At 70.9% G+C, this 10693-nt stretch carries 10 protein-coding genes; 4 read left to right on the forward strand and 6 right to left on the reverse strand.

The features are described from left to right. The coding region (locus AOK24_RS27310; protein ID WP_159052000.1) for an MFS transporter at window positions 1–555 on the reverse strand (555 nt) is incomplete at its 3' end. Window positions 556–648: 93 nt separating this feature from the next. On the opposite strand from AOK24_RS27310, the gene AOK24_RS27315 reads away from it, so the two are divergent. Continuing rightward, on the forward strand, window positions 649–1338 hold the full coding sequence (locus AOK24_RS27315) for a FadR/GntR family transcriptional regulator (RefSeq protein WP_055722717.1): 690 nt from the start codon (window positions 649–651) through the stop codon (window positions 1336–1338). Here AOK24_RS27315 and AOK24_RS27320 read toward each other — a convergent pair. The 5 genes from AOK24_RS27320 to AOK24_RS27340 form a co-directional block, all read right to left on the reverse strand. After that, complete coding sequence (locus tag AOK24_RS27320) at window positions 1319–1663, reverse strand: hypothetical protein (protein ID WP_055722718.1); 345 nt, start codon at window positions 1661–1663, stop codon at window positions 1319–1321. The two genes, AOK24_RS27315 and AOK24_RS27320, sit on opposite strands and share 20 nt — an antisense overlap. A 213-nt stretch (window positions 1664–1876) precedes the next feature. Then, window positions 1877–2644 carry an enoyl-ACP reductase FabI gene (fabI, locus tag AOK24_RS27325; RefSeq protein ID WP_055722719.1) on the reverse strand — a complete coding sequence of 256 codons (768 nt, stop codon included), beginning with the start codon at window positions 2642–2644 and terminating at the stop codon, window positions 1877–1879. Window positions 2645–2649: 5 nt separating this feature from the next. Further along, window positions 2650–3369 (reverse strand): 3-oxoacyl-[acyl-carrier-protein] reductase, encoded by a 720-nt coding sequence (gene fabG / locus AOK24_RS27330; RefSeq protein WP_055722720.1) that lies wholly within the window; start codon window positions 3367–3369, stop codon window positions 2650–2652. Window positions 3370–3528: 159 nt separating this feature from the next. Beyond that, complete coding sequence (locus AOK24_RS27335) at window positions 3529–4563, reverse strand: SEC-C domain-containing protein (protein WP_055722721.1); 1035 nt, start codon at window positions 4561–4563, stop codon at window positions 3529–3531. 57 nt (window positions 4564–4620) lie between these two features. Continuing rightward, window positions 4621–5532 carry a class II aldolase/adducin head domain-containing protein gene (locus tag AOK24_RS27340; protein WP_055722722.1) on the reverse strand — a complete coding sequence of 304 codons (912 nt, stop codon included), beginning with the start codon at window positions 5530–5532 and terminating at the stop codon, window positions 4621–4623. An 830-nt stretch (window positions 5533–6362) separates the two neighbouring features. Here AOK24_RS27340 and AOK24_RS27345 point away from each other — a divergent pair. The 3 genes from AOK24_RS27345 to tyrS all read left to right on the forward strand — a co-directional run bounded on the left by AOK24_RS27345 (window position 6363) and on the right by tyrS (window position 10615). Next, on the forward strand, window positions 6363–7886 hold the full coding sequence (locus AOK24_RS27345; protein ID WP_055722723.1) for a TldD/PmbA family protein: 1524 nt from the start codon (window positions 6363–6365) through the stop codon (window positions 7884–7886). Continuing rightward, window positions 7883–9277 (forward strand): metallopeptidase TldD-related protein, encoded by a 1395-nt coding sequence (locus tag AOK24_RS27350; protein WP_055722724.1) that lies wholly within the window; start codon window positions 7883–7885, stop codon window positions 9275–9277. Before AOK24_RS27345 ends, AOK24_RS27350 begins: the two co-directional genes overlap by 4 nt. Before the next feature lie 69 nt (window positions 9278–9346). After that, a complete protein-coding gene (gene tyrS, locus AOK24_RS27355) occupies window positions 9347–10615 on the forward strand; it encodes a tyrosine--tRNA ligase (protein WP_055722725.1) in 1269 nt (422 codons plus the stop codon). The last annotated feature ends 78 nt before the right edge of the window (window positions 10616–10693 follow it).

Raw genomic sequence — 10693 nt, forward strand, 5'->3', positions numbered from 1 at the left:
GGCCCTCGGCACAGCCGCGGCTGCCGCGGCTGTGCCGAGGGCCAGGCCCATGGAGTACAGGCCCGTCATGGGGCCCACGCGGTCGGGGAAGTGGCGTTTGACGATGACCGGCATGAGGACGTTGCCGACGGCGATGCCCATGAGGGCGAGGGCGCTGGCGGCGAGGAAGCCGGGGACGCCGCCGGCGTAGGGGCGCAGGAGGAGGCCGGTGGTGAGGGCGATCAGGCCCGCGCCGACGACCCGGGTGGCGCCGAAGCGGCCCGCCAGGCGCGGGGCGGCGATGCCGAAGACCGCGAAGCAGAGGGGCGGCAGGGACGTGAGGAGGCCGGCGACGCCGCCGCTCATGCCCAGGCCGGCGCGGACGTCTTCGAGGAGCGCGCCGAGGCTGGTGATGGCGGGGCGGAGGTTGACGGCGGTGAGGACGATCGCGAGGACGAGGAGCCGTTTCGCCCGGGCGGGCGTGCGCGGGCCGGGTTCCGGTGCGGCCGGTGCGGCCGGTGCCGAGGACGAGAGGGGTGCCGGGACCGTCGTACGCCGTGTCGTCTTGCTCACCATGCACCCATCATAGAATCATAGGATGATTCGCTGTCCAGCTATGGCCGGTCGGGCCACCTCGTCCGCCCCGCCCCTCCCGTGCGAAGGTGTCCCATGGCCCTGACGCACCCCCACCGCTCCGCCCTCTCCGAACAGGTCATCGCGGCGCTGCGCCAGCAGATCACCTCCGGTGAGTGGCCCGTCGGCTCCCGTATCCCCACCGAACCCGAGCTGGTCGAGCAGCTGGGCGTGGCCCGCAACACCGTCCGCGAGGCGGTCCGCGCGCTCGCGCACAACGGCCTGCTCGACATCCGGCAGGGCTCGGGGACGTACGTCGCCGCGACGAGCGAACTCGCCGGCGTCATGCAGCGCCGCTTCGCCGACGCCGACCCCCGGCACATCGCCGAGCTGCGCGCGGCCCTGGAGTCCAGCGCGGCGCGGCTGGCCGCCGAGCGCCGTACGGACAAGGACCTGCGTCAGCTGGACGCGCTGCTGGCGCGGCGGGAGGAGGCGTGGGCGTCCGGGGAGCGGGAGGCGTTCGTGGCGGCGGACGCGACGCTGCACCTGGCGGTGGTGGCGGCGTCCCACAACGACGCGATGACCGCGCTGTACGCCGATCTCGGCGAGGTGCTGCGGGACTTCCTGCGCGACGACGTGGGCCCGGAGCTGTCGCCGGGGTCGTACGTGGAACACGCGCGGCTGATCGAGGCGATCCGCGCGGGGGACGCGCAGGGGGCGGCGGCGGAGGCCGCGGGCCACGCGTTCGGGTGCCGGTTCGGGACGGTCACCCCCGCTGGTGGCTGACCCACACCGTACGGATCTCCTTCCAGCACCGGCCGGTCAGGCGTACGGTCCTGGCCGGGCCCACGTCGACGGGTGACGTGTCCGTGTCGACGTCCCACCAGCGCGCGCACTCCACGTGCAGGCGGACCCGGTCCGTGTCGGGGTAGGGGTTGTGGCACCAGGCGACGGCGCGGGAACCCTCCACGCCGGTACGGCACTCGGCGCCGAACGGCTGCGCCGACGGCTCCCGTTCAGGCTCGCGCGCGCGGGGCAGCGCCTCGTACGGCAGGCAGAGCAGCAGGGTGACGGCGGCTATCGCAGGGGTGACGCTGCGGGACAGGCGCACAAGGGAACCTCCTGGGAGAGACGTACTCCTACAGGCGTACTCCCAGCCTGTCCCTCGACCGCCGCGGGGGCCCGGTCTGGAGGGCCGAACGGGTGAGGGCCCGCACCCGGGAGACAGCTCCCGGAGACGGACCCTCGGTGAAACCGGAGCCGAGCGGGCACCGGGCCCGGGGCGAAGCCCGGCCTCGGTCCACGCCCGGCCTCAGCGGCAGCGTCACGCGCCGATCGCGTGCAGCCCGCCGTCCACGTGGATGATCTCGCCCGTCGTCTTCGGGAACCAGTCGCTGAGCAGCGCGACGATGCCCTTGCCAGCCGGCTCGGGGTCCTTGAGGTCCCACTCCAGCGGGGAGCGGTGGTCCCAGACGGCGGCCAGATCGCTGAAGCCGGGGATCGACTTCGCGGCCATGGAGCCGATCGGGCCCGCGGAGATGAGGTTGCAGCGGATGTTCTGCTTGCCGAGGTCGCGGGCGATGTAGCGGCTGGTCGCTTCGAGCGCGGCCTTGGCGGGGCCCATCCAGTCGTACTGCGGCCAGGCGTACTGCGCGTCGAAGGTGAGGCCGACGACGGAGCCGCCGCTCTGCATCAGCGGCAGGCAGGCCATGGTGAGCGACTTGAGGGAGTACGCCGAGACGTGCATGGCGGTGGCCACGGACTCGAACGGCGTGTTGAGGAAGTTCCCGCCGAGCGCGTCCTGCGGCGCGAAGCCGATGGAGTGGACGACGCCGTCGAGGCCGCCGAGCTCCTCGCCGACGACGTCGGCCAGCCGGCCCAGGTGCTCGTCGTTGGTGACGTCCAGCTCGATGACCTTGGTGGGCTTGGGCAGCTTCTTCGCGATGCGCTCGGTGAGCGTCGGGCGCGGGAACGCCGTGAGGATGATCTCGGCGCCCTGCTCCTGGGCCAGCTTCGCGGCGTGGAAGGCGATGGAGGACTCCATCAGCACGCCGGTGATCAGGACGCGCTTGCCGTCGAGGATTCCGCTCATGGTGATCAGTGACCCATTCCCAGTCCGCCGTCAACGGGGATGACGGCTCCAGTGATGTACGAGGCGTCGTCGGAGGCGAGGAACCGCACCGTCGCGGCGATCTCCTCCGGCTGCGCGTAGCGGCCGAGCGGCACCTGGGACACGATGCCGGCGCGCTGCTCGTCGGTGAGGACCTTGGTCATGTCGGTGTCGACGAAACCGGGGGCCACGACGTTGAAGGTGATGTTGCGGGAGCCCAGCTCGCGGGCGAGGGAGCGGGCGAAGCCGACGAGGCCGGCCTTGGAGGCGGCGTAGTTCGCCTGGCCCGGCGAGCCGTACAGGCCGACGACCGAGGAGATCAGGACGACGCGGCCCTTCTTGGCGCGCAGCATGCCGCGGTTGGCGCGCTTGACGACCCGGAAGGTGCCGGTGAGGTTCGTGTCGACGACCGACGTGAAGTCGTCCTCGGACATGCGCATCAGGAGCTGGTCCTTGGTGACGCCGGCGTTGGCGACGAGCACCTCGACGTTGCCGTGCTGCTCCTCGATCTCCTTGTACGCCTGCTCGACCTGCTCGGGGTCGGTGATGTCGCACTTGACCGCGAGGCAGCCCAGTTTGGTGAGGGCCTCCGGAGGCTCACCCGTGCGGTACGTGATCGCGACCTTGTCGCCGTTGTCGGCGAATGCGCGGGCGATGGCGAGGCCGATGCCCCGGTTGCCTCCGGTGACGAGAACCGAGCGGCTCAACGGATCACCCTTTCGATAGGGGTCTGACACATCCGCCCGGCCGTTGGACCGACAGGCGGCTTCCCCGAAAACCTATCCGCCCACCCCCTTTCACGGACATTCGGGCACCGACAGTGGGTCATGAACCTGGCTGTGGGGTTCCTACAGTCGCGTCCGCGTTCACCCCAGGGCCGGGTTTCCGCAGCACTTCTTGTACTTGCGCCCGGATCCACACCAGCAGGGGCCGTTGCGGGGCGGGGGCCAGTCGGCCGTGCGGCCGGTGCGGGCGAGGTCGGCGGCGTAGGCGGACCGGGTGCCGGGATTGTCGGGGGAGCCGCCGTTCTCACGGGTGTACGCCTCCAGGGCGTCCACCGTCGCCCGGCCCACCGCCAGGCGGACGGCGCCCTGGTCGGACAGTTCGCGCAACGCGTGCTCGACCTGTCGGAGGTGAGCGGGATGGTCGTCACCGTAGGAACCGGCGACGGCCGGGTGGCGGGCCAGGAGGTCCGCGAACTCGTCCTTCGGCCAGTACAGGACGCACGTCTTCAGCGGGCCGTGCTCGGCCGGGGGCGCGTCGAGGGACTCACGCACGAACCGTTCCATGAACCCCGGATCGTGCATCTCGTCGAGCGGGCGCACCCTGCCGAGGAGGGGCAGGGCGCGCCGGTCGTGGACCTCGTGGGCGGCGTCGTCCCAGTCGTCGTGGGGTTCGCCCAGTTTCCGCCGTACCCGGTGCCTGCCGATGACGAGCGACTCCAGGTCGTCGGAATCCCGACTGCCCTTCACGACGTCCGCCGTGCCCAGGATGTGCGCGAGGGCCGCCGTGAAGCACTCGGCGGCCGTCGCCGTCTCCTCGGCCATCTCGTAGTGCTCGGCGACGATGTTCCACGCCCCCGGGTGCCGGGGGTGCCGGACGCGGAACGCCTCCGCCGCCGCGCGCGCCTGTTCGGTCCGGCCTGCCTCCCACAGCTCGCCGATCCGGAAGGCGTCCACCAGATCCGGTTCGGCCGCCCCCTCCGCCAGCAGCCGGTTGTACAACGCGAGCGCCCTGGTGTGCTCCCCCGCCGCGCTCCACTCCCCCGCGGCCTCCAGGAGCAGCGTCTCCCGCTCCTCGGGATACCGCTCCGCCAGCCGCTCGCTCTCCTCGGCGAACCCGGCGGCGGACTCGGTCCGGACGGTTGCGCGCTGTCTGGGCGTACGGTGTTCCTTCGTCACGAACTCAACGTAACGCGGCGGGAGTCGGGGCCGCGGAGAAACCCTGGGACGTCAGCCCTACAGGCCCACGGGGGTCATGGGAACGGCGGGATTCACCGAGCCGTTGGCCTGGACGAGAAGCAGGTCTCCGACCGTGGCATCGGCGCCGAGCCCCAACTGGGACGCCGGCACCGCGCCCGGAGCCTCGCCCGTGCCGACCGGTCGCAGGCACAGTTCGCCGCTGGGGCCTTTGAACGCCAGTACCGCCCAGGTCTCGTCGTGTCCGATCCGGCGGACGACACCGTCCAGACGATCGGTCAGGACCGCGCAGACAACAGTGAGCCGCTGCTGGTCCAGCCGGGGGAAGGCGGAGATCCTCTCCAGTATTCCGGGCTCGGTCAGCGTGCCCTCCAGAAGCCTCCTCACCGCCTCACGCTCGGTCCCGTCCTCGTCGCCCTCGACCGCGGGTACCGCGTTGACCAATGGCAGTCCGTCGTCCAGAGTCCGCCGCCAGGAGGGCAGGAAATAGTCGATCTGCAGGGCCTCTTCACGGGTCGGGACATGGACACCGTCACCCTCGCCGACAGCGGCGAGCCAGGCGTTGACGTCTCCCCACCGCCACACGGCCGATCGCCCGGCCACCCCCTCCGGCGCGGGGAAGGGTTCCGAGCCCGCTCTGCGCTCCCCGTTGACCCACTGCTGCACGTTCTGCCGCGTGTTCCCGACCCGCTCGGCGATGTCGGAGACTCCCACCAGGTCCGGGTCGATCCTCAGCAACCGCAGGCCGGGCAGCGTTTTGCGCAGCCGCACGACGATGCGATGCGCCGCGTCGATCGTGCTGGCCCCTGTCTCCGCCACGTCCAGCAGATGCCGGTCCCGGTGACGGGTGAGCAGGCCGTCGAACTTCTCGTGGACCACGTCGACCGCGGCCTCGTCGTCCACATCGATGCCATCGACCACGAACTGGAACTCGTACTCCGCAAATGCCACAGCAGCCCCATCCCCCCTGGTAGCGCCGTCCCTCCCGGCTGACGTGTGACGCGCCGGGATTCGCCACCCCGTCCTACAGCTTTTCCCACCCATCACCTGTTGTCAAACGTCAACACCACCTCGACGGCTACGGCGCGGGTCCCCCGCGGGAAGCGGGCAGAGCTTCGCTCGGCGCGCGATCCGGCGTGCCGCGTTCCCCGGGTTCCCCGGCGTGCAGGGGACGGGAATGGTCGTGCACTGCCCTTCGCACGGGCAGTACAGCGTGGCCTTGTGCCCTTCGGCACGCAGCTCCCACCCAGCCTTGACGAGCCGGTCCGCGACCTCTCGGAGCTCCTTGCAGGAGAGGGTCTTCACAGACACCAGCGGTCCGACCACGTACGCCTCCACACGCCTTCACTCGCACAGGAGTTGCTCGTCAACTCCTGGCGACTTTTCACACTACTCTGCACCTCCGACAAACACTCGTTCACACAACGGCGTACAAACCAGAGCGTTTTACGGAACAAGTGATTCAACTTTCCCGTAATACATCGGGACTTCAGCACCTCCTCCGCTTTCACAGCAGGTCAGAGGCCCCACGCCACCCCCCAGGGGCACACAAGATCTTTCTCGCCCCACCGAACACCCAGGTCCGGACGGAAGAGCAACATCAATAGATCAGTTCCGATCGAATTCGACTGTTCCTCGCATCTGCAGGCGGAGACACGAGCTCCTCCGGACCGGTCCCCGGAGAGCCGCCCGGACAGGATTTCGAGGGAGCGCGGGCTGTGGGACATGATTCACTGCCTGCGACGGTCATCACAGGCGAGCACCCCGAAGGGATCCCACCCGTGCCCCATGAGATCGATCCATCGTTTCTGGCCCTCCCGCTACGGGCCCTCGCGGATGCCGCGCTCGCGCGGGCGCGGGCGTTGGGGGCCGAGCACGCCGACTTCCGGTTCGAGCGGGTGCGCAGTGCGGCGTGGCGGCTGAGGGACGGGCGGCCGGCGGGGTCGTCCGATTCCACGGATCTCGGGTATGCCGTGCGGGTCGTGCACGGCGGGACGTGGGGGTTCGCCTCCGGCGTGGATCTGAGCATGGACGCCGCCGCGAAGGTCGCCTCGCAGGCCGTCGCCATGGCCAAGCTGTCCGCGCAGGTCATCCGGGCCGCCGGGTCCGACGAGCGGGTCGAGCTGGCGGCCGAGCCCGTGCACGCCGAGAAGACGTGGGTGTCGGCGTACGAGATCGACCCGTTCTCCGTGCCGGACGAGGAGAAGACCGGGCTGCTCGGGGAGTGGAGCGGGCGGCTGCTCGCGGCGGACGGGGTCGACCACGTCGACGCCTCGCTGCTGACCGTGCACGAGAACAAGTTCTACGCGGACACGGCGGGCACGGTGACGACGCAGCAGCGCGTCCGGCTGCACCCGCAGCTCACGGCCGTCTCCGTCGACGAGTCCAGCGGCGAGTTCGACTCGATGCGCACCCTCGCGCCGCCGGCCGGCCGGGGCTGGGAGTACCTCACCGGCACCGGCTGGGACTGGGACGCCGAACTCGCCGAGATGCCCTCGCTGCTCGCGGAGAAGATGCGCGCGCCGAGCGTCGAGGCGGGCCTGTACGACCTCGTCGTCGACCCCTCCAACCTGTGGCTGACGATCCACGAGTCCATCGGCCACGCCACCGAACTCGACCGCGCGCTCGGCTACGAGGCCGCGTACGCCGGGACCTCCTTCGCGACCTTCGATCAGCTCGGCAAACTGCGGTACGGCTCCGAGCTGATGAACGTCACCGGCGACCGCACGGCCGAGCACGGGCTCGCGACGATCGGGTACGACGACGAGGGGGTCGCGGGCCAGTCCTGGGACCTGGTCCGCAAGGGCACGCTCGTCGGCTACCAGCTCGACCGGCGCATCGCGAAGCTGACGGGGCTCGGTCGGTCCAACGGGTGCGCGTACGCCGACTCGCCGGGCCATGTCCCCGTCCAGCGCATGGCGAACGTGTCGCTGGCCCCCGACCCGGCCGGCATGTCCACGGAGGACCTCATCGGGGGCGTCGAGCGCGGCATCTACGTCGTCGGCGACCGCTCCTGGTCCATCGACATGCAGCGCTACAACTTCCAGTTCACCGGCCAGCGCTTCTTCCGCATCGAGAACGGCCGCCTCGCCGGCCAGCTGCGGGACGTCGCGTACCAGGCGACGACCACGGACTTCTGGGGGTCGATGACGGCGGTCGGCGGGCCCCAGACGTACGTGCTCGGCGGCGCCTTCAACTGCGGCAAGGCCCAGCCGGGGCAGGTCGCGGCGGCGTCGCACGGCTGTCCGTCCGCGCTCTTCAAGGGCGTCAACATTTTGAACACCACTCAGGAGGCCGGGCGATGAGTGCCGCCGTCAGCAAGCCGCACGAGATCGTCGAGCGGGCCCTGGAGCTGTCCCGTGCGGACGGGTGCGTCGTCGTCGCGGACGAGCAGTCGTCGGCGAACCTGCGCTGGGCGGGCAACGCCCTGACGACGAACGGCGTCACGCGCGGGCGGACGCTGACCGTGATCGCGACCGTGGACGGCGCGGAGGGCACCGCGTCGGGCGTGGTGACGCGGGCCGCCGTCACGAGCGACGAGCTGGAGTCCCTCGTCCGGGCCGCCGAGGACGCCGCGCGCGCCGCCGGGCCCGCCGAGGACGCGCAGCCGCTGGTGTCGGGCACGCCGCTCTCGCCGGAGTTCACCGAGGCGCCCGCCGAGACGTCGTCCGCCGTGTTCGCGGACTTCGCGCCCGCGCTGGGCGAGGCGTTCGCCCGCGCGCGGGAGGGCGGGCGCGAGCTGTACGGCTTCGCCCACCACGAGCTGGTCTCCACCTACCTCGGCACCTCGACGGGGCTGCGGCTGCGGCACGACCAGCCCAACGGCACCCTGGAGCTGAACGCCAAGTCGCCCGACCGTACGCGCTCCGCGTGGGCCGGGCGCTCCACACGGGACTTCAAGGACGTCGACCCGGCCGCGCTGGACGCGGAGCTGGCCGTACGCCTGGGCTGGGCCCAGCGGCGTATCGAGCTGCCCGCCGGGCGGTACGAGACGCTGCTGCCGCCGACCGCCGTCGCCGACCTGCTGATCTACCAGATGTGGTCGCAGTCGGGGCGGGACGCGACCGAGGGGCGGACGGTGTTCTCGAAGCCGGGCGGCGGTACGCGGCTCGGTGAGCGGCTGACCGAGCTGCCGCTGTCGCTGCGCAGCGACCCGCACGAGCCGGGGCTCGAATCCGCGCCGTTCGTCATCGCGCACTCCTCCGGCGGCGACACGTCCGTCTTCGACAACGGGCTGCCCGTGCGGGCGACCGAGTGGGTCGGGAACGGCGAGCTGAAGAACCTGGTCACGTCCCGGCACAGCGCCGCGCTCACCGGGCTGCCGGTCGCTCCCGGCGGCGACAACCTCATCCTCGACGGCGGTGGCTCGCAGTCCCTGGACGAGATGGTCGCGGCGACCGGGCGGGGGCTGCTGCTGACGTGCCTGTGGTACATCCGCGAGGTCGACCCGGCGACGCTGCTGCTCACCGGGCTCACCCGGGACGGCGTGTACCTCGTCGAGGACGGCGAGGTCGTCGGGGAGGTCAACAACTTCCGGTTCAACGAGTCGCCGGTGGACCTGCTGGGGCGGGCCGTCGAGGCGGGGCGTACGGAGAAGACGCTGCCGCGGGAGTGGAGCGACTGGTTCACGCGGGCGGCGATGCCGGCGCTGCGGGTGCCGGATTTCAATATGAGCTCTGTCAGTCAGGGCGTATAACCTCGTAGGCGGTGGCCGGTCGGCCGCCTGCGTGATCTTCATCTGTGTGATCTAGGAGACAAGAGAACCGTGACGGACATCGTCGACGAGCTGAAGTGGCGCGGGCTGGTCGCCCTCTCCACTGACGAGGACGCATTGCGCAAGGCGTTCGCGGACGGTCCCGTCACGTTCTATTGCGGCTTCGACCCGACCGCGCCCAGCCTGCACCTCGGCAACCTCGTGCAGATCCTGACGATGCGGCGGATCCAGCAGGCCGGCAACCGTCCGCTCGGCCTGGTCGGCGGGGCGACGGGCCTGATCGGCGACCCGAAGCCGACGGCGGAGCGCACGCTGAACGCGCCCGAGGTCGTGGCCGGCTGGGTGGAGCGGCTGCGCGGGCAGATCGAGCGGTTCCTCGACTTCGAGGGGCCCCACGCCGCGCGGATGGTCAACAACCTGGACTGGACCCAGGGCATGTCGGCCATCGAGTTCCTGCGGGACGTCGGCAAGTACTTCCGGGTCAACAAGATGATCGCCAAGGAGGCCGTCTCCCGGCGGCTCAACTCCGACGCGGGCATCAGCTACACGGAGTTCAGCTACCAGATCCTCCAGGGCATGGACTTCCTGGAGCTGTACCGCCGCTACGGCTGCACGCTCCAGACCGGCGGCAGCGACCAGTGGGGCAACCTCACGTCGGGCACGGACCTGATCCACCGGGTCGAGCCGCAGGCCGAGGTGCACGCGCTGGGGACGCCGCTGATCACGAAGGCGGACGGCACAAAGTTCGGCAAGACCGAGTCCGGGACGATCTGGCTCGACGCGGAGATGACGACGCCGTACGCGTTCTACCAGTTCTGGCTGAACGCGGACGACCGGGACGTCTCCAAGTTCCTGCGCATCTTCAGCTTCCGTTCCCGCGAGGAGATCGAGGAGCTGGAGCGGCAGACCGAGGAGCGTCCGCAGGCGCGGGCCGCTCAGCGGGCGCTCGCCGAGGAGCTGACGACGCTGGTGCACGGCGCGGACCAGATGGAGGCCGTGGTCGCCGCGTCCAAGGCGCTGTTCGGGCAGGGCGAGTTGGCGGACCTCGACGAGAAGACGCTGGCGGCGTCGCTCTCCGAGCTGCCGCACGTGCAGGTCGCCGAGCTCGGGCTCGTGGTGGACCTGTTCGCGGAGGTCGGGCTGGTGGCCAGCAAGTCCGCTGCGCGGCGGGCCGTCAAGGAAGGCGGGGCCTACGTGAACAATGCGAAGGTCGCTTCCGAGGATGCGGTGCCGGCGAAGGAAGATCTGCTGCACGGTCGGTGGCTCGTGCTGCGGCGGGGGAAGAAGAGTCTTGCCGCTGTGGAAGTGACGAGCGCCTAGACGCCGTCGGGGCGTGGAGAACTTTGCGGCTGCCGGTTCGTCGTGGCTGGTCGCGCAGTTCCCCGCGCCCCTTAGGTG

This window comes from Streptomyces niveiscabiei (assembly GCF_001419795.1).
Taxonomy (GTDB): Bacteria; Actinomycetota; Actinomycetes; order Streptomycetales; family Streptomycetaceae; genus Streptomyces; species Streptomyces niveiscabiei.

Bases quoted from the DNA above. Each gene is read 5' to 3' on its own strand.
- AOK24_RS27315 (WP_055722717.1), top strand. From the start codon at position 649: ATGGCCCTGACGCACCCCCACCGCTCCGCCCTCTCCGAACAGGTCATC.
- fabI (WP_055722719.1), bottom strand. From the start codon at position 2,644: ATGAGCGGAATCCTCGACGGCAAGCGCGTCCTGATCACCGGCGTGCTG.
- AOK24_RS27350 (WP_055722724.1), top strand. From the start codon at position 7,883: ATGAGTGCCGCCGTCAGCAAGCCGCACGAGATCGTCGAGCGGGCCCTG.